Genomic DNA, 26,992 nt, shown 5'->3' with positions numbered 1-26,992 from the left:
ACAAGCATTACGCGTTCTCGAACCCGTGCATCCGACGTGCCCACTGATAGGCCACAACGGCCCCTTTTAAGCGAGGTAAAAGGAACAAGGACAACGCGGTGCACCCGATTGCGAAGATCAGAAACATGGTCAGCGGTTCTGGGCGGAATTCGACATACGTTACGTGCAGGGCGGGGGCCAGAAGGTGACCCACAAGTAGGATTGTCAGGTATGCTGGCCCGTCATCGGCGCGATGATGAAACAGTTCTTGCCCGCAATTCGAGCAGCTGTCGTTTACCGTCAGATACCCTTTCAACAGTTTGCCTTCGCCGCATTTTGGGCAACGACCGCGAAAACCTTTGAGCAACGCTGGCTTGGTGGCACGTTCCGCTTCGGGCAGAGTGTTTATCGTTTGATCTGTCATTTCGATACTCGCGGGTTTGAATAAAGCGGATATTGCGCATCTTTTGTGCAACTTAAAAGGGGGGTGCGTCGCTTTGCATCGCTGTTTTTTTCTGGGAATTTTAAAAGTTTCGCGACGGAACCCGGGCGCCGCATCGTTTGAACCCATGTAAGCAGCGGCAAAAGGGCCGCGAAAACAAAGGAAAACGATATGAAAAGCGCCAAATTCATCCCGGTAGTCCTGATCGCGGCTGTGGCCGTCACCGGCACCTCTGTACTGGCCGCAGGGCCGCGTGATCGCGAACCTGTGACTTTCCAGGAACTGGATGCCAACAGCGATGGCCAGGTGACGAAAGAAGAAATGCTGGCCCATCGCAGCAAACGCTTTACTGATGCGGATACGAACGGAGATGGGCAGTTGACCATTGAAGAGATGCAGGCCGCTGGCCAGAAAAGGGTCAATGACCGTGTGACCAAGATGTTCGAGAAGCATGACACCAATCAGGACGGTTCTCTGAGCCAGGACGAGTTGCCGAAACCGCGCCGCGCTGACAAGATGTTTGATCGAATAGACGCGGATAGTGATGGGTCGATCTCGGAACAGGAATTTGCCGATGCGAAGGACAAGATGGGCCGGCACCACAAAAAGCGGGCAAAGTCGGACACTGACGACAGCTGATGCAGGATGGAGGCTCTGACGTCCTCATCCACTTCCATCCGCAGCCAGTCACGTGCTGCGGATATGCCCAGCGACGATACGTTGCTGGGCCTTTTCGCACAGGGTGATGCTGCAGCTGCTCGTATTTTGACGGACCGTTTGGGGCCGCGGTGTTTGTCGGTCGCCATGCGCATGCTGGGCAATCGGGCCGAGGCCGAAGATGTTACCCAAGATGCGATGATGCGTCTGTGGAAAGTTGCGCCGGATTGGGTGTCGGGGCAGGCGAAAGTGTCGACGTGGTTGTATCGCGTGACGATGAACCTGTGCGTTGATCACTTGCGTAAGAACAAACCTGACCGGCTTGCTGACGTGCCCGAGCCAGAAGATGGCAGTCCGAGTGTAGCGGACCGTATGCAGGACGAAGCCCGCAAGGATGCGCTTCAACTGGCGCTGGAGCAGCTGCCCGAACGGCAACGTCAGGCAGTTATTTTGCGGCACATAGAAGAGCTGCCAAACCCCGAGATCGCCGGTGTCATGGGGATTTCGGTAGAAGCGGTTGAAAGCCTGACCGCACGTGGCAAGCGGGCCTTGGCCGGGATTCTGGCAGGGCGTCGCGAGGAATTGGGGTATGACGATGACCGAAGATGAAAAAAATCTGGACGAGATGTTTGCGACGGCCCGTGAGAACCGGCCTTTGCTTTCTGATGATCTGACGGTTCGTATCCTGACAGATGCAGAGCAGGTACGCCTAAATCAGATCAAAGCTGCTGACAGGCCCCGACGTTCTTATTGGGCTAGGGTGTTAGATGGTATCGGCGGCTGGCACAGCTTTGGTGGTTTGGTGGCGGCCAGCGCGGCCGGCGTTTGGATCGGCTTTGCTGCGCCCGACTTTTTGCCGGACCCTGCGACCTATATCTACCAGCAAGAAGCCGGGCTTGCTCTGGCCGATTTGGACACTTCATTTCTGGAGGGCGCGGAATGAGCGACAATCCTAAACCAAAACGCAGATGGGTGAAGGTTCTGTTGGCCGTATCTTTGGGGTTCAACCTTCTTGTGGTTGGTGTCGCCGTAGGAACTGTGCTGCGGGTCAAGGGCGGAGATCACGCCAAGGCGCCTCCGGGATTTGGATCGGCGCTGTACCGGGCCTTGCCGAAAGAGGACCGAAAGGCACTGCGTGGGCAACTTTCATCGCGCCATAAAGCCGGATCGAAGGATCGGGTCCGGAATTTCGAGATCCTCAGTGCTGCTTTGAGGGAAGTCCCTTTTGACCCCGAGACGGTGCAAGATATCTTGTTGCAGCAGTCACAGTCTTTGGCGGAGTTGCAGTCAAACTTGCAAGGTCAATGGCTGGAGCAGGTCACCGACATGACTGACGCGGAACGCGCGCTTTACGCCGACCGCCTGGACGAGGTTGTGCGTCATGGTCCTCATGGCAAGAAGAGGAAGAATTAGTGCCTCAGGCCGCGCATTGCCTGACCCTGACTTGGTTGCGCCCTGCCTTTTTGGCAGCATAAAGCGCCGTATCGGCGGACTTGATCAGGTCATCTAGTGGCTCAGTTTGAAATGGAGTGGGCTGGGTTGTGATTAGACCGATACTGATAGTGACTGGAACGGGTTCTGTATTGTCCGGTAGCGAGAACGGTTTTTGTCTGATGCAATTACACAGTGATCGCGCAACATTGACCGCCCTCGTTTCAGTGGCATGAGGTAGCCCGATCATGAATTCTTCGCCACCAATCCGCGCGACAAAACCATCGGATCCGATTGCACGTTCCATCCGGGTTCCCGCCTCGGTCAGAACGATATCCCCGCCAGCGTGGCCATACTGGTCATTAATGGATTTGAAATGGTCTAGATCAGCCAGCATAACGGCAAAACCCTGACCTAGCTGTAACGACTTGCGCGCGATCTGATCCATAGCCCGCATGGCGTATCGGCGGTTGTGCAGACCGGTCAGAGGATCAATCCAAGATTCCGCAATTCCCCTGTGAAGCGATGCGCGCATCTGATCCATCTGGGTTTTGCGGGCAAGCCTGTTGGTCAGTCGCTGCCTAACCTCCTCAACACAGAAGCCTCCCATGCAAACCGCGTCAGCCCCCCGGTCGAGTGCTTCGGCGGCGAGCGTCGCGTTATTGCGGTCAAGTACCGCGATCAATACTGTGCGACGTGTGGCCGCTCGGGACTTCAGATCCGCCAGAACATTGAGCCCCGCCAGTGTTGTGCCGACTTCTATTACAATTGCGTCTGGAACCGGCCCTGATAAAACGCCCTGCAGGTTCGAAGAAGTGTGCGCAGAGACGTTATGTCTTGTCTGATCCGCAAGCAAATTTCGCCACGCGGCACCCGATCGCGCGGTTCTGGCCAAAACGGCCACGCGCGACGGTTTGGGTGGCGCGATCAGACTTACTGCGGGCTCGGCGAAACCCAATGGTTGAACGTTTGTAGTTAGCTTCAGATCCTGTGTTTCAGCACGAGCGCGCAACAGGCTGCGGACCTGCGCCAGCAAAAGCGAATCCTTAAAAGGATGCACCAGCACGTCGTCCAGCCCCTCCGAAAGGGCTTTCAGCCGGGCGGCTTTGTCGTTTTGCGCCGCTATCGCAACAACAGGGACATCGGCTAAGTCCGGATCAGCCGCGAGAAGCTGTTTGACATCAGTAGCTGTTCCATCCGGCAGAGTCTGGGCCGTGAGAACCAGATCAGGCCGTGTTCGCCGTAAAAGCCCAGCCAGCCCTTCCAGTTTTTCACCTTGCACGACGTGGTACCATGCTGCGGTCAACTGAACCTTCAGCATGATGCGATTGGTCGAGGTCCCGTCGAGGACAAGGATAGTTCCCTGCACGGACATATCTGTCACCGTTGATTGCATGCGTTGTCAAAGTGTTTATGAGTCTGGTTAACAAACCCTTTCCAAGATCAATTCCGGGGTCTCTTTATGCCAATCTCTGCTGAATCTGCCGAAACGCTGGCGCTGAATGTTCTGGCTTGGCTTGCGGGAAATGAGGAATTGCTGCCTGTATTTCTTGGGTCAACTGGCGCTTCGGCTCAGGATCTGCGCGACAGGGCTGCAGAGCCGGAGTTCCTTGGCTCGATTCTTGAATTCCTCATGCTTGACGATTCGTGGGTTGTGGAATTCTGTGACGCCAATTCTGTGCCTTATGATCTTCCCGGACAGGCGCGTGCGGTTTTGTCCGGGACGGCAGACATGCATTGGACTTGATGAAAACACTTCTGGAGCTTGAGATGCCGATAGACGCGCTTCTGTTCGACAAGGACGGAACTCTGTTCGATTTTGCCGATACCTGGGGTGCTTTCGGGCGCAATATGTTGCTGCGCCTGACCGATGGGGATCATGACAGGGCAAGGGTGCTGGGTCGTGTGATTGGCTTCGATCTGGATCAAGTCACATACTCGGAAGACAGCATCGTGATTGCGGGAACAGTCGAAGAAGTGGCCGAGACGTTGGCACCACACTTGGCGGAGATGCCACGAGACGCCCTGATCGACCTGTTGAACGCAGAATCAGCCTCGGCCCCACAGGCGCAAGCGGTGCCGTTGACCCCATTTCTTGACGGGTTGCGGGAGGCGGGACTTAAGCTGGGTGTTGCAACAAATGACGGCGAAGCGCCAGCGCTGGAGCATTTGGCATCAGCCGGTATTCGGGATCATTTCGATTTTGTCGCTGGTTACGATAGCGGCCATGGATTCAAGCCGGGTCCGGGCCAGTTGCTGGCCTTTGCCGCGCATGTGAATCTGCCGCCTGAGCGCGTCGCTATGGTTGGTGACAGTCTCCATGATCTTCAGGCGGGTCGGGCAGCGGGTATGACGACAATCGGTGTGCTGACGGGCTTGGCTCCGGCTGAAGTTCTGCAGCCAATGGCGGATGTCGTCTTACCAAATATCGGCCACATACCGGAATGGTTGACACGAAACTGATCGCCTAAGCTCCAGAATCGGCGCATCGGACCTCAAAACCGACAAGAGGTGTCGCAGACAGAGCGGCCACATGCCTTGCTTCGAGGCTTGCTTGACAAAAGACAAGCTCGCGGAGGATTCAATGGCAGAGGCGAAAACACGCAAACGTCGCAGTGGCGGGCGGGCAGGAGCAGCCGAACGCAGAGGCAGCGCGGTTATTGAACAGATGCCGTGGAGCCCACCGATCAATATCGACAAGCCGACCGAGCCTCTGGACGAGGCGGGAATTCAAGCGATCCACGAGGGCGCAATGCGCATTCTCGAAGAGATCGGTGTCGAATTCTACAATGAAGAAGCTATCGATATCCTGCGTAAGGCCGGTTGCACCATCGAAGGGGATAACGTTCGTATGGGGCGGGATTTTGTTATGGAGATGGTGGGCAAGGCACCATCATCTTTCACGATCACGCCGCGCAATCCGGATCGCCGGATCGAAATCGGTGGTCGCAACCTGTTGTTTGGTAATGTGTCATCGCCTCCGAATTATTGGGATATGGAGATCGGTACCAAGGTTCCGGGGAACCGTGAAATGTGCCGAAATCTGCTGAAACTGACTCAGTATTTCAACTGTATTCATTTCGCGGGCGGATACCCGGTCGAGCCCGTTGATATCCACGCAAGTGTCCGGCATCTAGATGTACTCTATGACAAGTTGACCCTAACTGACAAAGCGATGCACGCGTATTCGCTGGGTAAGGAACGTGTCGAAGACGTCATGGAAATGGTGCGGATCGCTGGTGGGCACAGCCACGAAGAATTCGAGGCGGAACCCCGGATGTACACCAACATCAACTCGACCTCGCCGCTAAAACATGACCACCCGATGATCGACGGGTGTTTGAGGTTGGCGCGACGTGGGCAAGCGATTGTTGTAACTCCCTTCACGCTGGCCGGAGCGATGGCCCCGGTAACAATGGCGGGTGCGGTGGCGCAATCGCTGGCCGAGGCTCTGTGTGCGATTGCTCTGTTCCAATACGTCCGGCCGGGTATACCCTGCGTGATCGGGACGTTCACATCGAATGTAGACATGAAATCCGGTGCGCCCGCGTTTGGAACGCCCGAGTACATGCGTTCGACGCAGATGACCGGGCAAATGGCGCGGTTTTATGGCTTGCCCATGCGGTCATCTGGGGTCTGCGCGGCCAACGTACCCGACGGTCAGTCGGTTTGGGAAACCTCGAACTCGCTTTGGGCGGCTGTGCAGTCGGGGACGAATATGGTTTATCACGCGGCCGGGTGGCTGGAAGGGGGGCTGATCGCCAGCCCCGAAAAGTTTATCATGGATTGCGAAATTTTACAGCAAATCCAACGCTATATGCAGCCCGAAATCACGGCGACGGGACCGGATGAGATTGCTTTGGACGCGATCCGTGCGGTCGGGAATGACGGTCATTTCTTTGGCATTCAGCACACTCAGGATCGCTATACCACAGCGTTCTACCAACCGTTTCTGAGTGACTGGAAGAACTATGAAGGCTGGGACGTTGCGGGCGGAATCTGGACCGCTGAACGGGCCCATCACATGTTCAAGGAAATCATTACCAGTTTTGAGCCCCCGGAAATAGATGAGGGCATTCGTGAAGAACTTGCAGACTTTGTCGAGCGTCGTAAAGCCGAAGGGGGCGCTCCGACTGATTTTTAGTGCAAAGCCAATGACTTCCACTTTGAGACTTGTGCGTGTTTTGCGTCTCGGAACTTTCATTTTCGCGTTTTGTTAAGGATTTCTGAGTCACAGTGCATCGGAAACCAAACCGAGGCTTCCCATGCATGGTCTGATAAACCGGGCAGTACAGTCCTTTGTGAGCGCGACATACGGGCAATCTTGCTGGATGCGGGTGACCGATGCCGCAGATCTTGGTTTTACCGAGTTCGAGGCAATGCTGGTTTACGATGACGCGATGACCACGCGGGTTCTGGATGCGCTTTGTGCCGAACTAAAGCGCCCACGAGCAGAGATTCTGGAAGATCTGGGAACCTATTTGGTTTCGCACCCCAATATGGAGGATTTGCGTCGTCTACTCCGATTTGGCGGCGATACGTATGTAGAGTTCCTGCATTCTTTGGATGATCTTTCGGATCGGGTTAGATTGGCGGTGTCCGATTTGCGGTTGCCTCTTCTGGAGCTGCGAGAGGTCTCTTCGTCAGAGTATCACTTGCACTGCTATTCGGGTTTGCCAGGGTATGCCAGTGTCATGGTTGGGGTATTGCGCGCTGTGGCCGACGACTACGGGGCGCTTGCCTTCCTAACACATGAAGGACAGCAAGGTGAGGTCGAGGTCATCACGATTGCACTCGTTGAAAGCGCATTTTCCGCCGGGCGGAATTTCGATCTGGGGGCCAGGAAGCCATGATCGAAATCGATGATCTTGCGGGTATGCTTGGGACCTTGTGTCCGATGTTTGTTCTTGTGGATGGTGGGGGTAGAATCGCTCAGGTCGGTCCGACCCTGCAGAAATTGCGTCCAGATCAGCCAATGCCTGGAAAAGACTTTTTGGAAGTATTCGAGCTTGTTAGACTTCGCAAAGTGTCGACGCTCGCAGCGCTCTTGTCATTGGCCGGAGCGAAGTTGCACCTGAGAATAAAGGGTGAGCCACACACAGCGCTCAAGGGGTTGATCGCTCCTTTGCCAAACGGGCAGGGGGCGGTGATAAACCTGTCCTTCGGAATTTCTATTTTGGATGCGGTTCGTGACTATGCGCTGACCAGTGCGGATTTCTCAGGAACGGATCTCGCGATCGAGCTACTTTATCTGGTCGAGGCTAAGTCTGCCGCGATGGAGGCGTCGCGATCTTTGAACCTGCGCCTGCAGGGCGCGATGCTGGCGGCCGAGGAACAGGCATACACGGATATGCTGACCGGGTTGAAAAACCGCCGGGCCATGGATGTGTTGCTTGGGCATTTGGCTTCTGGTGACGCGCCATTTGCCTTGATGCATCTGGACTTGGATTTCTTTAAGTCAGTGAACGACAGATACGGTCACGCGGCGGGCGACTATGTCCTGCAACAAGCGGCTTGTATTATGGTCGAAGAAACCCGAAACGACGATACTGTCGCAAGGGTTGGTGGCGATGAATTTGTCATCATCTTCAAACACCTGATCGACGAATCTGTTCTGTCCGCAATTGCGTCCCGCCTGATTGACAGGTTGCGACAACCCATGATCTTTGAGGGTTCCGTGTGTCAGATATCAGCTAGTATTGGCACTGCGTTGTCGACGCAGTTTCAGGCGCCGAAAGCAGCCGAGATTTTGAATGCGGCAGATCAGGCCCTCTATGAGGCCAAGCGAATGGGGCGATCAAGGCATTGCCTGTATTCGTCATTTTTGGGTCAGCGCGTACAATCTGCGCAGTCGCAAGCCTCGCCGCACTAAGCTTTCACGACTTAAACTTTTTCGAAAGCCTGCGCCAGAACAGCCGAGATGTGGCGTTTTACTCCGGGCAGTTCGCCTATTACAGGCATGACTTTTCCTTGAAATCCAGCTTGTTCCAATTCCTGAGGTACATCTTCCAACACATGACCGCCGCGGCACGCGAAGAAAGGCAGGCAAAGCGCGATTTGCCCAGAGTTTGTTGCTGCCTCAGAAATCGAAGGGGCCTCTTCAACGAATCCTACCCGGATGGACTTCAGTTTGATCCTCTCACTCACAAGTTCCGCGAACTGATTGGCGACAGCCGAAGGATTGCGACTGCGACCCGACCCATGTGCGGCGAGGATCAAGTTGCACTGGTCTGTTGACCAAGTGTGTGTTTGGATGGCCGATCCAATCGCATCGGCAGCGATGGCTGGAAGGGCTTTATCAACGCCAAGAGGATCGAGGATGCGCAATTCTCTTCCCCCCAGCCGTTTTGGCAAAGCGCTAGTGACAAACCAACCTTTGGCCATGAACAATGGGTAAATCACCGTGTCGTCAGGTAAGTCGTCCAGGCAATGTTCTAGCCTGCTTGGCGCAGCGAGCGTTGCAGAAGTGACATTCACCCCACCGCACATTTTATTCACCTCGGCCGCATAAGCCGCCAGGGCCGCTTCGGCTGGATCGGGGTCAGACGGTTGACCGTGGGCGACAATTACAGCGTTTGGCATAGGTGCGATCCTGCTTGGTTCTAACAAAGGTGGCGTGTGTTTTGGCGAAGTCAATGCGCCTTGCGAACGTATTAACCCAACAACGTAAGCCACAGCCAGACCGTCAGGATCGAGGCGCCGGTGCCGACTAAAACGGAGGAGGCCGCGACCCGTTTGGCGCGGCCATACATGTTCGCGAATATATAGGCGTTAAAGCCGGGTGCCATGGCAGCGTTCAGCACGCCTGAGCGGAACAAGTCTTGCGGCAATCCCACAGTCGAGCCGAACAACCACACAAGGCTGGGGTGCAGCATAAGCGAAACGCCGCAGACATAGGCAATGGTGCGTAAATCGCCTTCGGGTCGATATTTGACCAGTACGCCGCCCAAGGCAAACAACGCGCCGGGCAGGGCCGCACGGGTGATCAAGCCAAGAGCGTCATCGACCACTCCGGGCACACCGATCCCGGATAGGTTTACGATAAACCCCAACGCTATCCCCAGGATCAGTGCATTGCGGAACATAGCTGACAAGACCGAGCGCACCATCCGTATGCCACCGTGGCCGCGACTACGAATGACCTCCATCACCGTGATGCCGATGCCATAGCAAAATGGCGCATGGAAGGCGATGATTGCATAGTTCCCCGCGAGGTTTTCGGGGCCATAAGCGCGCTCGGTAATGGGCAGCCCCAGCAGGACCGAGTTAGAGAACAGGCAGCAGAAGCCGATGGCGACGCAATCTTCCCACTCGCGCCGGAAAATCAGGCGCGCACCGAACAGGCCGGCGCAGAAACATAGACCCGCAGCTGTGTAGAAACTGAACAGCAGGCGCGGGTCGAAACTGGCACCGAGGTCCAGATTGGCGATGGCCAGAAATAGCAGGCACGGGATGGCGAACCCCTGAGTGAACTTCATCAGCCCGTCGATATGGGCCTCTTTGAAATAGCCCAACGCGGTGGCTGTGTACCCGGCTCCGATCACCAGAAATACTGGCAGGATAACGTCGATCAGGCTTTGCAGCATGGTGCCATCCTGTGGAGTATTGCGGCAGGCACCATGGGCTATTTAAAGGGCCTGATGGATCACCATGCCATCATAGGCAGGGGTGATGTGGTCGGCGGTTTCAGCCTCGACCGTGGCGTAGTCCAAATCGATGTGCATATTGGTCAACACCGCGCGCTTGGGCTGGAGCTGTTCGATCCAACCGAGCGTCTTTTCCAGATGCGCGTGAGTTGGATGCGGCGTGCGGCGCAGTGCGTCGATGACCAAACAGTCCAGCCCTTGCAGTGCAGGCCATGCGTCGTCATAGATCTCGGCCACGTCAGGCAGATAGACCAGTCCGCCAATCCGAAAGCCCAACGCGTCGATCGAGCCGTGATTAACCTTGAACGGCTGCAACGGGATCGGGCCGCCGGGGCCGTCGATCTCGAACGGGCCACTGATGGTTTTCAGATCAAGGATCGGCGGGTAGGGCGAGCTGTCAGGCTGGATGAACGCATATCCGAACCGCCCGAGCAGGTCGTTCTGAGTGTCGCCATCGGCCCAGACGGGCACACGGGTGCGCATGTTGAACACGATCATACGCAGGTCGTCGATGCCGTGGACGTGGTCGGCATGGCTGTGGGTGTAGACCACCCCGTCCAGCCGCCCAGTACCCGTATCCAGTAACTGACTGCGCATATCCGGTGTAGTGTCGATCAGGACCGAAGTTGTGCCCTCGGGCCCGTCCCGTTCTACCAGCATCGAGCAGCGACGGCGGATGTTCTTTGGGTTCTCGGGATCACACTCGCCCCAGTGCCCGCCCAGCCGAGGCACGCCGCCGGAAGATCCGCAGCCCAAAATGGTGCAGCGCAGCTGGGTCATGCAGCCGCCTTGTAGGTCGCGGCTTTGGTAAACAGCCGCTCGAAGTTCAACTGGGTCTGCACGGCGAAATCGGCATAGTCCATGCCGAACACCTCGGCCCCCTTGCGGGCGGTGTGGGCGGTATAGGCGGGCTCGTTGCGTTTGCCGCGAAACGGGGGCGGGGCCAGATAGGGCGCATCGGTTTCAACCAGAATGCGGTCGACCGGGGCGGTGGCGAAGATATCGCGCAGCTCCTGGCTTTTGGGGAAGGCCGCGATGCCGGACATGGACAGGTAAAAACCCAGATCCAGCGCGGCTTTGGCCAGTTCCGCCGACGACGAAAAGCAGTGCATCACACAGGAATAAGGCGCGTTTTGATGTTCCTCGGCCAGAATGCGGGCCATGTCCTCGTCCGCTGCACGGGCGTGGATAATCAGGGGTAGGCCGGTGCGCTGGGCCGCCTCGATATGGACGCGCAGAGATTGTTTTTGCACTTCGGCGCTGTCGGCGGTGTAGTGGTAATCCAGCCCGGTTTCACCAATACCAACGAACTTGGGATGCCGGGACAGTGCGACCAGTTCGTCTACGGTGGCCATCGGCTCATCCGCAGCGCTCATGGGGTGGGTGCCCGCGGCGTAGAAGACGGAGGCGTGGGCGTCGGCTATCGCGCGGACGCTTGGTTCGTTGCGCAGTTTGGTGCAGATCGTGACCATTCGGGTCACGCCCGCGTCAATCGCATTGGCAACGATCTGGTCCAACTGGCCTTCGAAATCGGGGAAGTCCAGATGGCAATGGCTGTCAGTGATTTGGGGAGTGTCGCTCATCTGCTCTGACCGGCGGTTTCCTGTATCTTGAACACCGTATCTAGGACCAGAGCGGCAGGGTCAAGGTTCACCGCCTGACCATGTCGTGCTCGGGCGGTGATTGTCGCAGCCACCTCGGCCCATTTGCGGGCCTGATGGGGGGATTGAGACAGGCGCGACAGGATTTCGGCCTCATGTGGAGCGGCTTCGGGCAGGGGGGCTGCGCCGGTCGCTCCGGTCAGGGCAAGACGGGACAAGGCCACGTCGATCAGGGTTAACAGCAACTCGAACCGCTCAGCCGCGCCGCGCTGGGCGGCGGCCTCGGCCAGTTTCAGGGCGCGTTGACGGTCCATGCGGGGCAGGGTGCCGAGGATGGCGGTGAATTCGGCGTAGATCTCAAGACCGCCGAGGTTGATCAGGCGCACCGCGTCCCCGACAGAGCCAGCGGCGAGGGCGGCCAGATGATCCGGCTGCGCGGGCAATTCGGTCCCGGTTTGGGCCAGTGCAGACTGCATGTCGTCAGCCCCTAGCGGGGATAGGCGCAGGGTTCGGCAGCGCGAGCGGATCGTCGGCAAAAGGCGTGAGGGCTGGTGTGAGATCAACAGCAGCGTCGTACGCGCGGGCGGTTCTTCCAGCATTTTCAAAAGGGCGTTGGCTGCACTAACATTCATCTCATCGGCTGAATCCACGATCACCACGCGCCGCCCGCCATCGGCCGAAGACAGGCCGAAGAATTTGCCCAGCTTGCGGATGTCATCCACTACGATTTCGGTCCGCAACCGTCCCTGATCGTTCAATGACCGGGTGATTGCGGCAAGGCCGGGCTCGGCCCCGGCCTGAATGCGGTGGGCGACGGGGTGGTCGGGGTCGATCGCGAGCGTCTCAGGGGGCGGGGGGGCACCGAACAGCCCGTCATCCTCGGCCGGAGGGGTCGCCAGCAGGAACCTTGCGATCTGCCAAGCCAGAGTCGCTTTACCCACCCCGCGGGGTCCGGTCAGCAGCCAACCATGATGCAAGCGGTCCGAGTTATAGGCGTTCAGAAACGCCTGTTCAGCCTCGGACTGCCCGAACAAGGTCGCAGTTTCGCGCGGGTGCGGGGCACCGGGGGCCTGATCCGGGGTCGGGTTGTCGTCGCTCATGGGTCGTCCGTCACAAGGATTGCAGGACGACATCTGTCACATCGCGGGCTACACTGTCCATGTCTCGGTTGCCATCAATCACGCGAAAGCGGTCCGAGAACTCATCGGCCAGCGCCAGAAACCCGGAGCGCATTTTCTGTTGTAATTCCAGTCCGAAATCCTCGAACCGTTCTTCTGTGCCTTGCCGCCCTTTGGCGCGGGACAGGCCGATTTCCGGGTCCATGTCGATGAGGACGGTCAGGTCGGGTTCGCGCCCGATCATCAGCTTGTGCAACTGATCGACCAGAGGGCGCAGATTGCCGCGCGACATGCCCTGATACATGCGGGTGCTGTCGGCGAAGCGGTCGCAAATTACGACCTTTCCAGCCGCCAGCGCTGGTTCAATAGTGCGTTCCATATGGTCGCGGCGGGCGGCGGTGAACAGCAGCAGCTCGGTCTCGGCTGACCAACGGTCCGGATCACCTTCCAGTACCAGCCGGCGAATTTCCTCGGCCCCGGCTGAACCGCCGGGTTCGCGGGTCAGAACAACGTCGCGACCCAATCCGCGCAAGTGATCGGCCAGCATACGCGCCTGCGAGGACTTGCCCGACCCATCAATGCCTTCAAATGTCAGAAACACGCGGTGCCCTTGTCAAAAAGCGTCCAGAGGGTTGCCGATCACATCGGTCAGAACGATCCCTCCAACGGTCATCATCCGAACCAGAAAACCACCCGCGGCCACATCCTGTACCGCAACCAGAGGGCGCCGAATTTCGGGCAGACCTTCAGGCTTGATGACCAGTTCGGCCAGTTTCTGACCCTTGGCAATCGGAGCGTTGATCGGGCCGTCATAGACGACCTCGGCAGCCACGTTTTCGTCGCCCAGAACCGGCAGCAGGATGTTCAGATCGTCTTCGGGTACAAGGCCAACCGTCTTTTGCGCCCCCATCCAAACCTCTGCCTCGGCTATCGGCGCGTCTTTGTTGGCAATTGTCCTCTCGACAAAATTTCGAAACGACCAGTTAACCACGGCCTCAGCCTCCTCTGCGCGCTGGCCGGTGCTGTCCAGGCCGGTGAGCACAAAGATCACCCTGCGATCACCCTGCTTGGCCGAGCCAACGAGTCCATAGCCGGCCTCTTGCGTGTGGCCGGTTTTCAAACCATCCGCACCGATCCCCAGCTTCAACAACGGGTTGCGGTTGCGCTTGTTCGAAGGCGCGCGGCCATCGAATTCAAACTCTTCCTCGGCGAACAGGGGATAATATTCTGGGAAATCTGTGATCAACCGATCGGCCAGTATGGCAAGATCGTGAACCGACATCATGTGCCCGGCTGCAGGCCAGCCGTTCGAGTTGGCAAAAGTGGAATTGTCCATACCCAACTGTTCCGCGCGCTGTGTCATGTACCGAGCGAAACCCGCCTCGGTTCCGTCAGGGCTGAGCGCCTCGGCGATGACAACACAGGCGTCATTGCCGGACAGAACGATGATGCCGCGCAGCAAGTCCTCGACCGACACGCGGTCTTGTGTGTTCAGGAACATCGTCGAGCCGCCATAGCTCATGGCGTGTTCAGACACGGGTAGGGTTTCGTTCGGGGTAAGTCGTCCATCCCGCAACGCCTCGAATGCGACATATAGGGTCATGAGCTTCGACATTGAGGCAGGGGGCAAGGGTTGTTCGGCGTCTTTCGACAAAAGCACAGTGCCTGTTGTCTGGTCCATCACATAGGCTGCGCGGGCGGATGTATCAAAGGCGAAGGCGGGCAGAGCGGTCAGCGCCAACCCCATTGCCAGAACGGATGATCGCAAAGTGGACAGCACAGTAACCTCCTGCTTTTCAGTTCTTGACGACGAAAGCGTCGGTAAAGCCCAGATCCTTGACGTCGCGCTGCAAAGCGGTGCGTTCGCCCCGGGTTTTGGCAGGGCCTACAAGAACTCTCCAGACGGATTTCTCGCCGGTTTTTAACTCGCGTACTTCGGTTGTCAGGCCATTGCGGCGAATTTTCCGAGCAGCGCTTTCAGCATTTTCTTCGACGCTGAATGTGCCAACCTGAACATATGGTTTGGATACCGAAGCAGTATCGGATTCTGCCGATGCCGCAGCGGTGGGCGGGGTTGGTTCAGACGCCTCAATCGCCGCCGCAGCCCCTTCAATCGGGTCGAGCGATGCCTGGGTGATTTCGTCAGAAGATTTCTTTTGCCACCATTTCTTCTTGGTGGACGCGTCCGCAGGCGGGGTGACTTCGGGATCAGACAGAGTGGAAGTCGCCACCTCAGGCGCAGCTTCCACGGCAGTCTCGGCAACTTCGGTCGTGGTCTCGGCGGCGGCATCCGCTGCCACAGCGGCGGTGCCCGCAGCAGCGGCGGTTTCCTTTTTCTGCCACCACTTCCGCTTGGGTTTATCTTCGACCTCGGCGGTTTGATCTTCGGTCGGAGCGTCGCCTGTAGCTGGTTCTGCGACCTCGGGTTCCGGAGTGGTTTCGGGTTCTGCTTTTGGTGCAGGCTCGACGGGTTTACGCCGCAGGGCGACGACCTCGACCCGTGTTGGAGAACCGGCGAGAATGCCAAGCTTTACTGCTGCGTCAGACGACAGCTGCAATGCAGGGCCCGGCAAGTTGCGTTCCCGCCGGAACAAAGCGCCTGTGACTGTCTTGTTGTTTGCGGTGTTCTTGATGCGAACGCGCTCTGGCTGGGTGACATCAGGATGTGCGATCCAGATTCCACCAAGAGACGGACGGCCATCCCACAATCCGGCCTCGGTCAATGCAAACACCTCAGGTGCCTCGACATCGTCACGGGGGTTTCCGGTCGCTTCGGGGAAAATCTCTCGTTTTGCTGAGTTCTGCGTGCTGTCCGAAGACGCCTCGGTCGCTTCGTTGCCGGTTTCAAGTGCTTCTTCGCATCCGGCCAGAACCAAAGACATCACGGCCAGAACCGCCAACGCCAGCGGCTTTGCGCGTGTTTCGGTCGCTCGATCCATCGTTTTATCCCTTGCCTGTAAGGGGTCGGTTTCCTGAACCCCACCGCGTTTCGCCGGTTCTGCAACGCCGGTCTGGTACGGTTTGTGGCCTGATCATAGCGTGAGCAAGGTATCAAGGAAAGACCGCTGCGACAGCTTCGGCAAGAATTCCCTATTTGGTCTTGCCACCGGTTTGCGTTCGCCTTAGACCCAGCATCACGCGGGGAGGTGGCAGAGTGGTCGAATGCGGCGGTCTTGAAAACCGTTGAACGTGAGAGCGTTCCCAGGGTTCGAATCCCTGTCTCCCCGCCACTCATACCTGGTTCACTTCAGCTGTGTTTTCTGACCCGGAATTGTGCCGCAATTCCCGTGCGTTGGCGCATGTGCTTTCAATCAGAGACAGAGCAGACCGTACACTCAGGGCGCAATTCCGGCCCTGGTCTCAGTGGTGCATTTTGGCGGGGTCGCTTTGGGGCGAATTTCCCTGATACCCGGCAATTTACAGGGAAATTTCGCGAAAAGGCTCTGAGTTCCGTCATTTCTCGGGTCAGAACTGCATATTTTACAGAGGTTTATGCTGCAAATTCCCTAAAACGTTAAACAGGGAATTTTCTTGCGGGAACAGAGAATTGTGCCGACGGATCAGGGAGAGCGAACCCCGTATCAGGGACGCCGGATCTGGAGGTGTTAGAAGCCGAACAGGCGCTCTTGCTCGGCCCAGTCAAGTGGGTGAGCCACGCTGACCAGGCGCTTGAGTGTGAGTTCGGGCGGCTGTGTGCCGTCGAGAATCGCGGCTTGAATCTTCGGTGAAAGAAACGCGAGCTGAGCACGGGTGCGGATGAAGGCGCCGGGGACGCGTTTGCGGCGTGCAATCTCCATCAGTTGAACTCCGGCTTTCAGATCGCGCGCCCAGCCATGGGCTCGGATCAGCATGGACCGGAGGTGGGGATCAGGTTGGGGTGCCATGTCTCCAGCGATGACCTTGGTCTCGACGCCGCGGCGGCGCAGATCGAAGGATGCTGTGATGTGGGTGAGATCTGGGTGCAGATGGTCGGCAGCAATGCAAATTGCGCTTGCCAGAGTTTTGGGGTTTAACTCGAGATCAATGTGTCCTCGTGCAATTTTGCCTTTGGTCAGAAGAGCAGCGCCGACCTGACCGGCTTGGCGTTGAAGCCGGGTTACTAAATCCGCAACTGAAGTCTGTACCGCCTCCGCTGACCCGGCCTCCGGCTGCGCCAGTACCTGATGCGCGGCGGCGGCGTCTTGCAGATGTCTGGCGATGACATCAATGACTGCGTGTTCCAGCGCCGGGCCGGGCAGTCGCCAGCCGGAGGTATCCTTGCCGCCCGAGATCAGCCGATTGGAGATGTAGTAGCGCAACCGTCGGCCTGTGCGCGTGGTGTGGGTTGGCGTCAATCGATCACCAGATTCGTCCTGCAGCAGACCGGTGAGCCAAGCCCCGGGGTCAGTGGAGTGTTGGCGCTCATTGGGTGTAGGGTCTGCACGGGATCGCCGCGACGCTTGGCGCATTTTCTCCTGCACCCGGTCCCAAACGCCCTGGTCGATGATCGCCGGGTGTTGTCCGTTCCAGATCTTATCCTTGTGGCGGATTTTTCCGAGATAGACCGGGTTGCGCAGTAGGTAATAGATTTGGCCGCGTGAAAGTGGGCAATTCCCCTTCACGCTTCCATCCGTCCGAACAACGCGTTTTGACCGCAGGTCTGCTGCCGTTGCCCGTTCTTCTACTTGGCGCAGGCAACCCAGTTCGCCATAAACCCGAAAGAGATGCCGGACCGTTCTGGCCTCCTCCTCATTCACCACCAGCGTTCTTGCCTTCGGATCGGGGTGGCGATCATAGCCCAGGGGCAGGTTGCCACCCATCCAGAGCCCCTTTTTCTTCGACGCCGCTATTTTGTCGCGAATACGTTCGGCGGTGACTTCCCGCTCAAACTGAGCGAAGGACAACAGTACGTTCAGGGTCAACCGGCCCATGGAAGATGAGGTGTTGAACGCCTGTGTAACCGAAACAAAGGAACAGTTTGCCTGTTCCAGCCGTTCGACCAGCTTCGAGAAGTCGGCAAGCGACCGGGTCAGCCGGTCGATCTTGTAAACCACCACCATGTCAATACGCCCTGCATCGATCTCTTCAAGCAGCCGTCGAAGGGCGGGGCGTTCGAGTGTGCCGCCGGACAGCCCGCCATCATCGTAGCGGTCTGGCAAAGTGGTCCAACCTTCGTGTCGTTGACTGGCGACATAAGCCGCGCAGGCCTCATATTGCGCGTCCAGGGAATTGAAGTCCTGGTCCAGACCATCTTCTGAGGACTTGCGCGTATAGATGGCGCATCGGATTTTACGGCGCGGGCTCATTTGGCGATCTTTCCGGTGAGTCCGAAGAAACGCGGCCCTGACCAATGCGCGCCGGTAATCTCTCGGGCGATGGCGGAGAGCGAGCGATTGGATCGACCGTTCCAGGTAAAACCATCCCCTGTCACATCGACCATATGGGTCACGCCATTCCACTCGCGCAGCAGGCGCCCGCCGGGCTTAAGAGCAGGGCATGTAGGCCGGGGCTTCTTCTTAGAGCCCTTTTCCAGCGTGGCTTTGACCTGCCGGGGTAGCCCGCCATGACGGCGGGACTGCATCTCAAAGGCGATAAAACGGCGCAGGAAGGGTTGGCTGAGCATGGTGGGGGCGGGTTGATCAAACAGTTGCTGCCAAAGCGTGACCAGATCCGATCGACCCATGGCGGCGAGATCGGCGACATCGCTCGTCTTGGTCATGACTCGCCGCCCTTGTTTGCTGTGAGGTGATATGTGGAAAAACCATGTGGCTTGTCGGATGCGCGCCGTTCAATTGTGACACCTTTCTTCCGTAACCCACTTAATGCCGCTCGGACCGAATGAGGCTGCCACCCTATTGTTTTGCAGAGCGCCTCAAGGCTGGCGCCACTCGGGCGGCGCAACAAGGCTTTTACCTTGTCAATTTTGGTTTGCTTCCGCTTGGCCATGAACTGTCTCCTCTGATCTTGGGTCAGCGAGATGCCGAACCCCGGTACCGAGGAGCGCTCGATTGGCTCGGGCGTAGAACCATTGGTGCGTGGTTTATAGCAACAGTCCAGCCCTTTCTGGAGCAGCCTCAGAAGGGGTGTGTTTTGCAGGGCGCTGCTGTTGTACCCCCCGATTATTCGTCAACAATCTTAATTGGTTACGATTTGGTTACTTTTGGTTTGGGGGTTGCGTCTCGTATTGATGACACCTACATTTGGCTCAATCGCCCGGACTATCAGGGCGGGAAACTGCTCCCGCAGGCAGCACTCATTGGAAACACAGGTTTCCGCAGAGAGCATTCGAAGGGGCAACGAACCGGATCGATTGGTCCGGAGAGTTGTTAATCGTGCTCTCTCCGAATTCCCAACACGATCCTTTCTTGTCGACGCTAACGAGCGTCAAACGAAAGGAGGCGGCTATGTCTGCCAAAAAAACACAGAGCGACGCCAAGGCGTCCAACACACCGATCTGGATGGCGGACAAAGTCGTCCAATCTCAGATCAGCCAGATCATGCCATACGCCAACAACAACCGCGTGCACGCGGCCAAGAGTATTGACAAGCTGAAGGCGTCGGTGGCTCAGTTTGGATTTGTCACTCCGATCCTTTTGGATGGTTCGGGCACAATCATTGCGGGTCATGGCCGCTATGAGGCCGCTAAGGCCCTGGGGTTGATGTCCGTGCCGACTGTTGTCGCGGATCACTTGTCAAAAGCGGAAGTGCGCGCCCTGCGGATCGCGGATAACAAGCTGGCGGAACTGTCGGATTGGAACGAAGCTGCTCTGCAGATCGAATTTGCCGAGCTGATGGATCTCAGCCTTGATGGCGAGCTCGATTTTGATCTGGATATCACCGGGTCCGAAACGCCGGAGATCGACATCATCATCGACGCTGCGAGCGAGGCTGCGGAGACCGAAGCTGAAACTGTAGACACCCCGGACCCTGCGGCACCTGTCATCACGCAGCCAGGCGACCTCTGGCTTCTCGGAGATCACCGCATCTTCTGCGGAGATGCCTTGCACGCCCAGAGCTACGACACCTTGCTGGAAGGCGAGACACCACAGATGATCTTCACTGATCCGCCTTACAACGTACCGGTCAATGGGCATGTCCGCTGTGGCACCGATGGCGCTCATCGCGAATTTGCCATGGCGTCGGGAGAAATGTCGGATAGCGAGTTCCGCGGCTTTCTTTCAGGCATGATTACCCAGTTGTTTGGCCGTCTGCCAGACGGGGGCATTGCGATGATCTGCATGGACTGGCGTCACATTGAAGAGTTGATTGCGGCGGGCAAGGCAGGTGGATTGGACCTCATCAACCTCTGCGTCTGGAACAAGACAAACGGAGGCATGGGCAGCCTTTACCGCTCCAAGCACGAGCTGGTCGCAATCTTTAAGAAGCCCGGTGCTGCGCATATCAAAAATGTCGAATTGGGCAAACACGGGCGCAACCGCACCAATATATGGGATTATGCCGGAGTGAACAGCTTTGGGGCAGAGCGCGAGGCCGATCTTTCAGATCATCCCACAGTAAAGCCAACGGCACTGGTTGCAGATGCCATCATGGATGTGAGCCATCGTGGCGATCTCGTGCTGGACGCCTTTGGAGGGTCCGGTGCAACCTTGCTGGCGGCTGAGAAGACCGGACGCTGGGCGCGATTGATTGAGCTCGATCCGGCTTATGTCGATGTCGCGATCCGCCGTTGGCAGAAGATGACCGGTGAGAACGCCGTGCACGCGGTGACAGGCGAGACGTTCGATGCGCGTTCTGCGGCAACCAATGCCACCTCAGAGCTGGAGGCGGATCATGTCTGACGATACGAAGGACTATGAGGTGGGCTACGGCAAACCGCCCAAAGCAACCCAGTTCAAGAAAGGCCGCTCCGGCAATCCAAAAGGGCGCCCGAAAGGTGCTAAAGGGGTTAATGCCAGCCTGAAACGCGAATTGGAAGCCAAGATCACCGTCCGCGAAGGCAACCGGGAAGTCCGGATTTCCAAGGCGGAGGCAATTGCCAAGCGGGTCACGGCCAGCGCATTGAAGGGTGACACGAAAATGCTGATGGCGCTGCTGAAGCTGGACACAGATCTGTTCAACACGAGTGACATGGAGCCGCAAGAAAGCGCCTGTGCGGTTGAGCCGGACAGTGTTGACTTTGATATCCTCCGGGATTTCTTTTCCGGCCAACTGGGCAGTGACGGCGGTCCTGAAGATGAGGAGGCGGAAGATGACGGCTCCTGATCCCAGAATGGTCCAGCAAGCCGCGCGCGAGGTTTGCCGGGACAATTTCTTTCCCTTCGTGTGGCGTGTGTTTGACACGCTGCACCAGGGGAGTGACCGCAGCTTTGATCCGGCCTGGCATGTGCGGGCCATGTGCCATGAGTTGGACAACGTTCGCGTCGGCGAGAACAAGCGGTTGATCATCAACATTCCGCCGCGTTGCCTGAAATCGGTCACCGCGGCCGTTGCATATGTCGCTTATCTTCTTGGGCACTCACCGAGCGCCAAGATTATTGTTGCCAGCTACGGGCTGGATCTGGCGCGCAAGCATTCCGAAGATTGTCGTCGGATCATGTCTGCGCGCTGGTACCGGGAAATGTTCCCTGAAACTGTCTTGGCTAAAAAGGGCAACACCTCAGAAGAAATCCGCACCACAAAGGGAGGCAGTCGCAAGGCTGTCTCCATCGGCAGTTCTGTTACTGGCCATGGCGCCGATTACATCATCATCGATGACCTGCTGAAAGCTGGTGATGCGGGTTCCGAGGCCGAGCTGGTCAAGGCACAGGAGTTCATTGAGGGGACCTTGCTGTCGCGCTTCGACAACCCGGCCGAAGGGCGTGTGGTTATGGTTGCACAGCGGCTGCACGAGATGGATCCGCCGGGTTATCTGCTCGAACGCGGCACCTATCGGCATCTGAATCTGCCTGCCATCGCCGAAGACCATGAAACGGTTCCTCTTGGGCGTGGAAAGGTCATGCGCCGCAAGCCGGGTGATCTGCTGTGCCCGTCGCGCCTGGATCAGAACACGCTGGATACCAAGCGTCGTGAAATGGGCGCAGCCGTGTTCAATTGCCAGTATCAGCAGAACCCCATTGCGCCAGACGGATCACCCTTGCGCTGGGAGTGGTTTGGCACCTACGAGACCATCGAAGATCGTCGTTGGTTCCAGCTGGTCGTTCAGAGCTGGGATACGGGCATGTCAGCGGATCCCCGGTCCGACTTCTCGGCCTGTACAACCTGGGGGTTCCGCGAAAATGCGTGGTATCTTATCGACGTCTGGCGCGGGCAGGTAGACTACCCAGACCTAAAAGCCAAGGCACTGCAGCTTGTTCACCGTTGGGAACCGGATCGCGTTCTGATCGAAGATGCTGCCTCAGGCAAACCTCTTTTGGACGAGCTGTTTCGTGATGACCGTCGGCGCTACGAACGCATTAAACCCGACAAGGACAAGGAAACCCGGTTCCAGTCCGCTTGCGGTCCTGTCGAAGAGGGCAAGGTGTATCTGCCTGCAGACGCACCCTGGCTGCCGGTATTCAAACGAGAGCTTCAGTCCTTTCCACGCGGGCGCAACGACGATCAGGTCGACAGCTTTGCCCATTTTCTGAACTGGTCCAAGGGACTGGGATTCTACCGGGCATTGGGCCGGGACCACCGGATCAACATCGAACGTCGGGAGCGCAATCGAGAGAGGGTCAGACGGCGGTAGAACCTCAGCGTCAAGCTTGAAAACTCGTTGAATAGTGCGGGGAGGGCCGATGTCGGACCAATCCTGAGAGCGGCCCCAATGCCGCTCGCAACCACAAACCAGTCTCATCGCTAGTGCCGTCGGATGACTGCTTCGAGCCCAAAGCCGACTTTTCCGTGCGCAGGCGATGGGCATTCACTAACCTATATCTATGCCACAAAAAGAGGATGGGATCAGACAAAGACCCATAGAGCGTTTTGCAGGAATTTTGACGAGAAAACCTTGTACACGTTGAAATGGATTCACATCGCGATATTTGGATTCGTTGCGTCGAGAGAAGCTTCGTGATGCGTAATCTTTTGGGAGGAACACATGAAATATGCTGCCATATTTGCCGCCGTGGCAATCTCCGCTTGTGCAACTGTTGCCGCTGCCAAAGATCCGATACCGGCAAGTAGTGATAACTTCGAGATCTACAGTGAGGTTGAAGGCTGGACTGTATATGCTGACAACGACTCTGGTACATGCCTTATTGAAAAGGTCTTCGAGAGCGGAAACGTAATGCAAATGGGTCTCACCAAAAACCAAAAACACGGTTATTTGGGAGTATTCACGCAGGCTGACATCGACATTAAAAATCGCCAGAAAATCGAGATAGCAATTGACGATTTCGTTTATGAAGGCCGTGCAAAAGGTATTAAAAGCAAGAAGCTAGCGGACGACTACTCAGGTGGTTATATTGTTGTAAAGGACGCAAATATGGCGACTGCCGTAGCTGAGGGACAGACCTTGATTGCGTTTCCAAAGAAATCCGCAAATTTCGTTGTGGATCTGACCGGTACAAAGAAAGCAATGGAAGAAGGCCGAAAGTGCAATCTTGCACTTGCTAGCTGACATAGCCTCTTACTAGAACGCGAGTTAGTTGAGTTATCGTGATTTCGAACCGTGTCGTGACCCCGCTGTTTGCGGGGTCCTTCTTTTGTTTGTGTTTGCCTCTTGGCCCTAGGCTTCAAGCTTTCGGCTAACCTACTTAAACTGGCGTGAGCGTTTCCAGCAGAGTACAGATTTCCGGCTGATCCGGGTGAGTGATCAGATCTAGAGTTAGACCCACACAAAGTATCTGTTGGTCACAGTGAAACATTCAAACATAAACATAATTCTGGATTTGTTGCGTCTGAGTGTGCTCTCTTCGACTGCTAAATAGGTGGGGGACAGATAGATGAGACGAGCACTGAAAACGTTGACGATTTGGTCATTCCTTTGGTTTGCGGCGTTATCAGGCGCTTTTCCTGCCGGCGCGCAAGAAACTGTGGCGGACCAAGAAGTTTCGGAGGCGAAAAGCGACGATCTTATGGATGCAGTCGTAGATGAGATAATTGCGGCCGACGATCTCGAGATCCTACTTGTTCCCTTAACTGCGGAAGAGCTTTCCCAGATTGCTGGTACTTGGCAGAGTTATGTGCGCTCTCGGCTCGAAGAAGTCGCGCAAGTAAACTTGCAACTTCGGTCGGCGAGCGGAACTCGGGAAGACACCTTGCGGTCTCAGTTGTCCTCCTTGAACGACTCTGGATCAGAAATTCTCAACAACTATCGCCTGGTACTCGAAGCATGGACCCTGAAAGGCGCGAAGGCGGAAGATCTAGAACCGCATACTAACTATATTCTCGCGTTGAAAACGGGAGCCCTAAAAACTACCGACCTTCAAACGCTTTTTCAGAACGCTTGGGCGTGGTTGTTCTCGTGGGATGGGGGCGTCGGTCTCCTGATGGCCGGTCTGGGTGTTTTGTTGGCAGTTTGGGCCATGATGTTCATTGCTCGAATGGTGCGCCGGGTCACTGAACGGGGTTTGAACAAAATTCCAACTATCTCCAGAATGCTGAAACGCTTCATTGCCACCGCCGTATATTGGGCCGTTTTCGTCCTTGGTATACTCGTCGTTTTAGCTTTGTTCGGAGTTAACGTTACACCGCTTTTTGCCGTGCTCGGCGGTTTGTCGTTCATCCTGGGCTTTGCATTGCAGGAAACGCTGGGAAACCTCGCAAGCGGTCTGATGATCATGGTTCTCAAGCCATTCGACACTGGCGACTATATCCAAGTAGGCGGCTCATCTGGGTTTGTGGATGAGATGTCGGTGGTTTCGACCAAGATCAGAACTTTCGACAATCAGATTATCATAGTTCCAAATAGTAAGATTTGGGGGGATGTGATTACTAATGTAAGTGCATCCGAAGAACGTCGGGTCGATCTGGTCTTTGGTATCGCCTATTCGGACAACGCTGCCCAAGCAATTGAGGTCCTCAAGGACTTGGTTGCGCGTCACCAGCTTTGTCTGAAGACACCAGAACCAGAAATTTTCGTGGGTGAGTTGGGAGACAACTCCGTCAACATCTTCTGCCGTCCATGGTCCAAATCCGATGACTATTGGACTGTCTATTGGGACCTTACTGGTCAAGCAAAAGAACGGTTTGACACGGAAGGTATATCCATACCGTTCCCGCAACGCGATGTGCACATAATTCCCGTAGAAGGAGCAAAATCATGAGGGCTCTTACGTTATGGTTACTGCCGCTTCTATTTGCCTGCACTGTTGCGCTTGCTCAGTCTGAAGAAATTGTCGCACCGGCTGAAGGGAGAGAGGATCCCGAATTTATTGCGCCAGTGATTGTGGATGGCGAAGAGTTATTCTTGGTTCGCGGATCAAGTGCGTTGCCCGCTACCGAACGAGCGAGAAAGATCGAGGAACGGATTGCTCAGGTCGCCGATGCTTCTAAGAAAGCTTCGGTTCAGGTTCAGGTTTCGGACGCCGAATTTGGGAAAATGATACGCGTCGACGGGCAAATGGTTACAATAACCACCCAAGCTGACGCCGAGCACGAACAAATGGCTATTGAGGTTCTGGCTGGGCTTCAGGCTGAAGCGATTGAGACTGCGATCCTTCAATACCGAGATGCTCGGTCCAATGAGGGCAGAGTAGATAGTGCGATGGCTGCATTTGCTTGGACGGCAGTCTTTGCCCTCGCTTCGTATGCGTTTTTTGCGAAGCGGCGAAAGCTATTGGACTACATCAGAAACAACTTGGAAAAGAGAGCTGAAGGCGTTGAGGAAGCCACAAAATCGATCTTACGAAGCAGGGCAATCGCGTCGATTATCGTCTATTCAATCCACATTTTGATGTGGGTCCTGTTTCTGTTCTTTTTCTATTACTACCTTTCATTAGTGCTGCTCTCCTTTGCTGAAACGCAGGGCATAGCCCAGATCCTCTTGAAGTACGTAAGCGAGCCGCTCGTAACTGTTGTTTTGGCGATTGTTGGATACGTCCCCAACTTAGTCATGCTCGCAATCATCGCAGCTGTGACACGGTTGGCAATTCGCGGCCTCGATCTGTTCTTTGAAAACCTCGAGAATGGTGCTTTCGAACTCAAAGACTTTGAAGATCATTGGATCGCTCCTACCAACATGTTGTTCAGAGCGTTGGTCATCGTCATCGCGCTTGTGTTTGCCTACCCCTATATCCCTGGTTCCGATTCCCGGGCTTTTCAGGGCTTGACGATTTTGGCGGGTATTATGGTTTCGCTCGGTTCGAACACCGTTGTTTCAAACATGATGGCCGGCCTGTTTGTCATCTACAGACGCAGTACCAACGTCGGTGACCGCATTCAGGTTGGCGACAAGATCGGAGACGTAACAGAGATCAAGTTAATGGAAACACTGATTAAATCGATAAAGAACGAGATGATAAGCATTCCAAATGCACAGCTGCTCAACTCCGAGGTCGTAAACTATTCGCGCAAAGTGGATGGCCGAGGGCTGTTGGTCCACACGACAGTAGGGATCGGATACGAGGAGCCACCAAAGAAGATTAAAGCGATGCTGATAGAAGCTGCTCAGCGAACCCAAGGGTTAAGAAAGAGCCCCGAACCTTTTGTCCTATGGACGCAGCTTGCTGATTACGCAATCAATTATGAGATTAACGCATATACTTCGCGCGGATCGAGCTTGCCCAAGATTTTGTCGGATTTGCGCGAAAACATTGTCGATGTGTTTAATGAAAACGGAACACAGATAATGACACCGTCCTACATTGCAGACCCGCCGGAACCCAAGGTTTCGACAGAAGAATGGGACGGAAAGCTTGCTCATCAAGTTGAATAACCGCATTCAGCAATTGGCTTTCAGTGTCGGTGCTTGAGCTTCGTGTTGCAAAAAACGGTGATTGAGTACGCTTGTCTGCTCCGTCCGCAAAGGAGCCATTCTCTCTGCAGTACATTAGTGACTGCGATGCGGGACAAACCTGTCTTACAGTGTTTTACGCGAACGTTCGCTTTCCGCGCTTTGCGGAATCCGTTAACAAACCAACAGGACGGATAAACAGTCTCCTTTGCCCAACAAATGGTTGACCAATGATAACCTAAGCCGTCCGTTCAATCTTGGACGTAGAAGCATGCCTAGCGGCGCGCGCACGGTGCCGCTCA

General features: G+C 56.3%; 28 protein-coding genes and 1 tRNA gene. 16 read left to right on the top strand and 13 right to left on the bottom strand.

Features of this window, described 5'->3' with window-relative positions:
* Positions 1-7 precede the first annotated feature (7 nt).
* Positions 8-403 carry a DUF983 domain-containing protein gene (locus GOW48_RS05905; RefSeq protein WP_170352630.1) on the bottom strand — a complete coding sequence of 132 codons (396 nt, stop codon included), beginning with the start codon at positions 401-403 and terminating at the stop codon, positions 8-10.
* 189 nt (positions 404-592) lie between these two features.
* On the opposite strand from GOW48_RS05905, the gene GOW48_RS05900 reads away from it, so the two are divergent.
* The 4 genes from GOW48_RS05900 to GOW48_RS05885 are packed head-to-tail and all read left to right on the top strand — an operon-like array spanning position 593 to position 2,491.
* Complete coding sequence (locus tag GOW48_RS05900; protein WP_170752130.1) at positions 593-1,060, top strand: EF-hand domain-containing protein; 468 nt, start codon at positions 593-595, stop codon at positions 1,058-1,060.
* A 6-nt stretch (positions 1,061-1,066) separates the two neighbouring features.
* Positions 1,067-1,687 (top strand): RNA polymerase sigma factor, encoded by a 621-nt coding sequence (locus GOW48_RS05895; protein ID WP_170752127.1) that lies wholly within the window; start codon positions 1,067-1,069, stop codon positions 1,685-1,687.
* Complete coding sequence (locus GOW48_RS05890; RefSeq protein WP_234899558.1) at positions 1,668-2,021, top strand: hypothetical protein; 354 nt, start codon at positions 1,668-1,670, stop codon at positions 2,019-2,021. The genes GOW48_RS05895 and GOW48_RS05890 overlap by 20 nt, the downstream gene beginning before the upstream one ends.
* Positions 2,018-2,491 (top strand): periplasmic heavy metal sensor, encoded by a 474-nt coding sequence (locus GOW48_RS05885; protein WP_170752125.1) that lies wholly within the window; start codon positions 2,018-2,020, stop codon positions 2,489-2,491. Before GOW48_RS05890 ends, GOW48_RS05885 begins: the two co-directional genes overlap by 4 nt.
* Positions 2,492-2,495: 4 nt before the next feature.
* Here GOW48_RS05885 and GOW48_RS05880 read toward each other — a convergent pair whose 3' ends face one another.
* The gene (locus GOW48_RS05880) at positions 2,496-3,884 is read right to left on the bottom strand and encodes a diguanylate cyclase (RefSeq protein WP_170752254.1); all 1,389 of its coding nucleotides are present in this window, start codon (positions 3,882-3,884) and stop codon (positions 2,496-2,498) included.
* Positions 3,885-3,971: 87 nt separating this feature from the next.
* On the opposite strand from GOW48_RS05880, the gene GOW48_RS05875 reads away from it, so the two are divergent.
* The 5 genes from GOW48_RS05875 (at position 3,972) to GOW48_RS05855 (ending at position 8,381) form a co-directional block, all read left to right on the top strand.
* The gene (locus GOW48_RS05875) at positions 3,972-4,256 is read left to right on the top strand and encodes a DUF3572 domain-containing protein (protein ID WP_170752123.1); all 285 of its coding nucleotides are present in this window, start codon (positions 3,972-3,974) and stop codon (positions 4,254-4,256) included.
* 23 nt (positions 4,257-4,279) lie between these two features.
* Entirely contained in the window at positions 4,280-4,972 is a 693-nt protein-coding gene (locus GOW48_RS05870; RefSeq protein WP_170752251.1) for an HAD family hydrolase, read from the top strand.
* Positions 4,973-5,093: 121 nt separating this feature from the next.
* Positions 5,094-6,653, top strand: a complete 1,560-nt coding sequence (locus tag GOW48_RS05865; protein WP_170752121.1) for a trimethylamine methyltransferase family protein — start codon at positions 5,094-5,096, stop codon at positions 6,651-6,653.
* Positions 6,654-6,774: 121 nt separating this feature from the next.
* On the top strand, positions 6,775-7,362 hold the full coding sequence (locus GOW48_RS05860; RefSeq protein WP_170724230.1) for a heme NO-binding domain-containing protein: 588 nt from the start codon (positions 6,775-6,777) through the stop codon (positions 7,360-7,362).
* The gene (locus tag GOW48_RS05855) at positions 7,359-8,381 is read left to right on the top strand and encodes a GGDEF domain-containing protein (protein ID WP_170752119.1); all 1,023 of its coding nucleotides are present in this window, start codon (positions 7,359-7,361) and stop codon (positions 8,379-8,381) included. Before GOW48_RS05860 ends, GOW48_RS05855 begins: the two co-directional genes overlap by 4 nt.
* Before the next feature lie 11 nt (positions 8,382-8,392).
* Here the strand turns inward: GOW48_RS05855 and GOW48_RS05850 are convergent, their stop codons facing one another.
* From GOW48_RS05850 to GOW48_RS05815, 8 genes are all read right to left on the bottom strand, one after another.
* The gene (locus GOW48_RS05850; RefSeq protein ID WP_170752118.1) at positions 8,393-9,091 is read right to left on the bottom strand and encodes a CbiX/SirB N-terminal domain-containing protein; all 699 of its coding nucleotides are present in this window, start codon (positions 9,089-9,091) and stop codon (positions 8,393-8,395) included.
* 71 nt (positions 9,092-9,162) lie between these two features.
* The gene (locus GOW48_RS05845; protein ID WP_170752116.1) at positions 9,163-10,095 is read right to left on the bottom strand and encodes an AEC family transporter; all 933 of its coding nucleotides are present in this window, start codon (positions 10,093-10,095) and stop codon (positions 9,163-9,165) included.
* A 42-nt stretch (positions 10,096-10,137) separates the two neighbouring features.
* Positions 10,138-10,935: an MBL fold metallo-hydrolase gene (locus GOW48_RS05840; protein ID WP_170752114.1), complete on the bottom strand. Its 798-nt coding sequence runs from the start codon at positions 10,933-10,935 to the stop codon at positions 10,138-10,140.
* Positions 10,932-11,738 carry a TatD family hydrolase gene (locus GOW48_RS05835; protein WP_170752112.1) on the bottom strand — a complete coding sequence of 269 codons (807 nt, stop codon included), beginning with the start codon at positions 11,736-11,738 and terminating at the stop codon, positions 10,932-10,934. Before GOW48_RS05835 ends, GOW48_RS05840 begins: the two co-directional genes overlap by 4 nt.
* Positions 11,735-12,856 (bottom strand): DNA polymerase III subunit delta', encoded by a 1,122-nt coding sequence (locus GOW48_RS05830; RefSeq protein WP_170752111.1) that lies wholly within the window; start codon positions 12,854-12,856, stop codon positions 11,735-11,737. Before GOW48_RS05830 ends, GOW48_RS05835 begins: the two co-directional genes overlap by 4 nt.
* Before the next feature lie 10 nt (positions 12,857-12,866).
* Positions 12,867-13,475, bottom strand: coding sequence for a dTMP kinase (gene tmk, locus GOW48_RS05825; protein WP_170752109.1), 609 nt, complete (start codon positions 13,473-13,475; stop codon positions 12,867-12,869).
* Between the two features lie 12 nt (positions 13,476-13,487).
* Positions 13,488-14,621 carry a D-alanyl-D-alanine carboxypeptidase family protein gene (locus GOW48_RS05820; RefSeq protein ID WP_170752249.1) on the bottom strand — a complete coding sequence of 378 codons (1,134 nt, stop codon included), beginning with the start codon at positions 14,619-14,621 and terminating at the stop codon, positions 13,488-13,490.
* Between the two features lie 49 nt (positions 14,622-14,670).
* The gene (locus GOW48_RS05815; RefSeq protein ID WP_170752107.1) at positions 14,671-15,813 is read right to left on the bottom strand and encodes an SPOR domain-containing protein; all 1,143 of its coding nucleotides are present in this window, start codon (positions 15,811-15,813) and stop codon (positions 14,671-14,673) included.
* 201 nt (positions 15,814-16,014) lie between these two features.
* On the opposite strand from GOW48_RS05815, the gene GOW48_RS05810 reads away from it, so the two are divergent.
* Positions 16,015-16,104, top strand: a tRNA-Ser gene (locus GOW48_RS05810).
* 375 nt (positions 16,105-16,479) lie between these two features.
* On the opposite strand, the gene GOW48_RS05805 is transcribed toward GOW48_RS05810, so the two are convergent.
* The 3 genes from GOW48_RS05805 to GOW48_RS05795 are packed head-to-tail and all read right to left on the bottom strand — an operon-like array spanning position 16,480 to position 18,799.
* Positions 16,480-18,159 (bottom strand): recombinase family protein, encoded by a 1,680-nt coding sequence (locus GOW48_RS05805; protein WP_170752105.1) that lies wholly within the window; start codon positions 18,157-18,159, stop codon positions 16,480-16,482.
* Positions 18,156-18,572: a DUF2924 domain-containing protein gene (locus GOW48_RS05800; protein WP_170752103.1), complete on the bottom strand. Its 417-nt coding sequence runs from the start codon at positions 18,570-18,572 to the stop codon at positions 18,156-18,158. Before GOW48_RS05800 ends, GOW48_RS05805 begins: the two co-directional genes overlap by 4 nt.
* Positions 18,569-18,799: a DUF3489 domain-containing protein gene (locus GOW48_RS05795; RefSeq protein ID WP_170752101.1), complete on the bottom strand. Its 231-nt coding sequence runs from the start codon at positions 18,797-18,799 to the stop codon at positions 18,569-18,571. The genes GOW48_RS05800 and GOW48_RS05795 overlap by 4 nt, the downstream gene beginning before the upstream one ends.
* A gap of 458 nt (positions 18,800-19,257) precedes the next feature.
* On the opposite strand from GOW48_RS05795, the gene GOW48_RS05790 reads away from it, so the two are divergent.
* From GOW48_RS05790 to GOW48_RS05765, 6 genes are all read left to right on the top strand, one after another.
* Positions 19,258-20,652 carry a site-specific DNA-methyltransferase gene (locus GOW48_RS05790; protein ID WP_234899559.1) on the top strand — a complete coding sequence of 465 codons (1,395 nt, stop codon included), beginning with the start codon at positions 19,258-19,260 and terminating at the stop codon, positions 20,650-20,652.
* The gene (locus GOW48_RS05785) at positions 20,645-21,076 is read left to right on the top strand and encodes a DUF5681 domain-containing protein (RefSeq protein ID WP_170752099.1); all 432 of its coding nucleotides are present in this window, start codon (positions 20,645-20,647) and stop codon (positions 21,074-21,076) included. The genes GOW48_RS05790 and GOW48_RS05785 overlap by 8 nt, the downstream gene beginning before the upstream one ends.
* Positions 21,063-22,541 (top strand): phage terminase large subunit, encoded by a 1,479-nt coding sequence (terL, locus tag GOW48_RS05780; RefSeq protein ID WP_170752097.1) that lies wholly within the window; start codon positions 21,063-21,065, stop codon positions 22,539-22,541. Before GOW48_RS05785 ends, terL begins: the two co-directional genes overlap by 14 nt.
* Before the next feature lie 351 nt (positions 22,542-22,892).
* Positions 22,893-23,414: a hypothetical protein gene (locus GOW48_RS05775; RefSeq protein ID WP_170752094.1), complete on the top strand. Its 522-nt coding sequence runs from the start codon at positions 22,893-22,895 to the stop codon at positions 23,412-23,414.
* 325 nt (positions 23,415-23,739) lie between these two features.
* Positions 23,740-25,062, top strand: a complete 1,323-nt coding sequence (locus GOW48_RS05770) for a mechanosensitive ion channel family protein (protein WP_170752092.1) — start codon at positions 23,740-23,742, stop codon at positions 25,060-25,062.
* The gene (locus GOW48_RS05765; RefSeq protein WP_170752090.1) at positions 25,059-26,672 is read left to right on the top strand and encodes a mechanosensitive ion channel family protein; all 1,614 of its coding nucleotides are present in this window, start codon (positions 25,059-25,061) and stop codon (positions 26,670-26,672) included. The genes GOW48_RS05770 and GOW48_RS05765 overlap by 4 nt, the downstream gene beginning before the upstream one ends.
* Positions 26,673-26,992: the final 320 nt, after the last annotated feature.

Source organism: Ruegeria lacuscaerulensis, from assembly GCF_013033355.1.
Lineage (GTDB): Bacteria > Pseudomonadota > Alphaproteobacteria > Rhodobacterales > Rhodobacteraceae > Ruegeria > Ruegeria lacuscaerulensis_A.
Note: the sequence above shows the minus strand (reverse complement) of the source record. Positions and strands in the feature narration are given on the sequence as shown.

Coding starts and splice junctions, on each gene's coding strand:
- GOW48_RS05900 (WP_170752130.1), top strand. CDS start 593: ATGAAAAGCGCCAAATTCATCCCGGTAGTCCTGATCGCGGCTGTGGCC.
- GOW48_RS05785 (WP_170752099.1), top strand. CDS start 20,645: ATGTCTGACGATACGAAGGACTATGAGGTGGGCTACGGCAAACCGCCC.
- GOW48_RS05790 (WP_234899559.1), top strand. CDS start 19,258: ATGTCTGCCAAAAAAACACAGAGCGACGCCAAGGCGTCCAACACACCG.
- terL (WP_170752097.1), top strand. CDS start 21,063: ATGACGGCTCCTGATCCCAGAATGGTCCAGCAAGCCGCGCGCGAGGTT.
- GOW48_RS05815 (WP_170752107.1), bottom strand. CDS start 15,813: ATGGATCGAGCGACCGAAACACGCGCAAAGCCGCTGGCGTTGGCGGTT.
- GOW48_RS05775 (WP_170752094.1), top strand. CDS start 22,893: ATGAAATATGCTGCCATATTTGCCGCCGTGGCAATCTCCGCTTGTGCA.
- GOW48_RS05880 (WP_170752254.1), bottom strand. CDS start 3,884: ATGTCCGTGCAGGGAACTATCCTTGTCCTCGACGGGACCTCGACCAAT.
- GOW48_RS05850 (WP_170752118.1), bottom strand. CDS start 9,091: ATGCCAAACGCTGTAATTGTCGCCCACGGTCAACCGTCTGACCCCGAT.
- GOW48_RS05800 (WP_170752103.1), bottom strand. CDS start 18,572: ATGACCAAGACGAGCGATGTCGCCGATCTCGCCGCCATGGGTCGATCG.
- GOW48_RS05765 (WP_170752090.1), top strand. CDS start 25,059: ATGAGGGCTCTTACGTTATGGTTACTGCCGCTTCTATTTGCCTGCACT.
- GOW48_RS05770 (WP_170752092.1), top strand. CDS start 23,740: ATGAGACGAGCACTGAAAACGTTGACGATTTGGTCATTCCTTTGGTTT.
- GOW48_RS05870 (WP_170752251.1), top strand. CDS start 4,280: ATGCCGATAGACGCGCTTCTGTTCGACAAGGACGGAACTCTGTTCGAT.
- GOW48_RS05795 (WP_170752101.1), bottom strand. CDS start 18,799: ATGGCCAAGCGGAAGCAAACCAAAATTGACAAGGTAAAAGCCTTGTTG.
- GOW48_RS05855 (WP_170752119.1), top strand. CDS start 7,359: ATGATCGAAATCGATGATCTTGCGGGTATGCTTGGGACCTTGTGTCCG.
- GOW48_RS05835 (WP_170752112.1), bottom strand. CDS start 11,738: ATGAGCGACACTCCCCAAATCACTGACAGCCATTGCCATCTGGACTTC.
- GOW48_RS05895 (WP_170752127.1), top strand. CDS start 1,067: ATGGAGGCTCTGACGTCCTCATCCACTTCCATCCGCAGCCAGTCACGT.
- GOW48_RS05845 (WP_170752116.1), bottom strand. CDS start 10,095: ATGCTGCAAAGCCTGATCGACGTTATCCTGCCAGTATTTCTGGTGATC.
- GOW48_RS05865 (WP_170752121.1), top strand. CDS start 5,094: ATGGCAGAGGCGAAAACACGCAAACGTCGCAGTGGCGGGCGGGCAGGA.
- GOW48_RS05805 (WP_170752105.1), bottom strand. CDS start 18,159: ATGAGCCCGCGCCGTAAAATCCGATGCGCCATCTATACGCGCAAGTCC.
- GOW48_RS05890 (WP_234899558.1), top strand. CDS start 1,668: ATGACGATGACCGAAGATGAAAAAAATCTGGACGAGATGTTTGCGACG.
- GOW48_RS05830 (WP_170752111.1), bottom strand. CDS start 12,856: ATGAGCGACGACAACCCGACCCCGGATCAGGCCCCCGGTGCCCCGCAC.
- GOW48_RS05820 (WP_170752249.1), bottom strand. CDS start 14,621: ATGGGGTTGGCGCTGACCGCTCTGCCCGCCTTCGCCTTTGATACATCC.
- GOW48_RS05840 (WP_170752114.1), bottom strand. CDS start 10,935: ATGACCCAGCTGCGCTGCACCATTTTGGGCTGCGGATCTTCCGGCGGC.
- GOW48_RS05905 (WP_170352630.1), bottom strand. CDS start 403: ATGACAGATCAAACGATAAACACTCTGCCCGAAGCGGAACGTGCCACC.
- GOW48_RS05860 (WP_170724230.1), top strand. CDS start 6,775: ATGCATGGTCTGATAAACCGGGCAGTACAGTCCTTTGTGAGCGCGACA.
- GOW48_RS05875 (WP_170752123.1), top strand. CDS start 3,972: ATGCCAATCTCTGCTGAATCTGCCGAAACGCTGGCGCTGAATGTTCTG.
- GOW48_RS05885 (WP_170752125.1), top strand. CDS start 2,018: ATGAGCGACAATCCTAAACCAAAACGCAGATGGGTGAAGGTTCTGTTG.